The organism is Massilia genomosp. 1, assembly GCF_011682185.1.
GTDB classification, from domain to species: Bacteria; Pseudomonadota; Gammaproteobacteria; order Burkholderiales; family Burkholderiaceae_D; genus Telluria_A; species Telluria_A rubra.
Map to the genome: position 1 here is coordinate 1 of NZ_WHJF01000610.1, position 252 is coordinate 252.

The window sequence follows — 252 nt, forward strand, 5'->3', positions numbered from 1 at the left end:
TCATGGTGTGGGCGTTTTGATTAAGCTTCAGAAACTAAATCATGCCAGAAATGGGCGCCCACTCCCACCTTTTCGCTTGCGCTGCCAAGCAATTTTCATCCGTTCCGCTAGTTTTGCAAGAGGCTCGTTCGGGCCGTATTGCACTGTCTCCGTGACCGCGCCGGGAAAGGCGCCGACGTGCACCCGGCCGCAGCGGCAAACCTGTTCCAGGACTTGGTGCTCGACAACCTCGCGCGGCGCCAGCGGAATGTC

At 58.7% G+C, this 252-nt stretch carries 1 protein-coding gene; it reads right to left on the bottom strand.

Annotation, left to right across the window (positions count from 1 at the left end; genetic code table 11):
- Window positions 1–39 precede the first annotated feature (39 nt).
- On the bottom strand, window positions 40–252 hold a 213-nt coding region (locus tag F1735_RS36150), incomplete at its 5' end, for a hypothetical protein (RefSeq protein WP_222853217.1).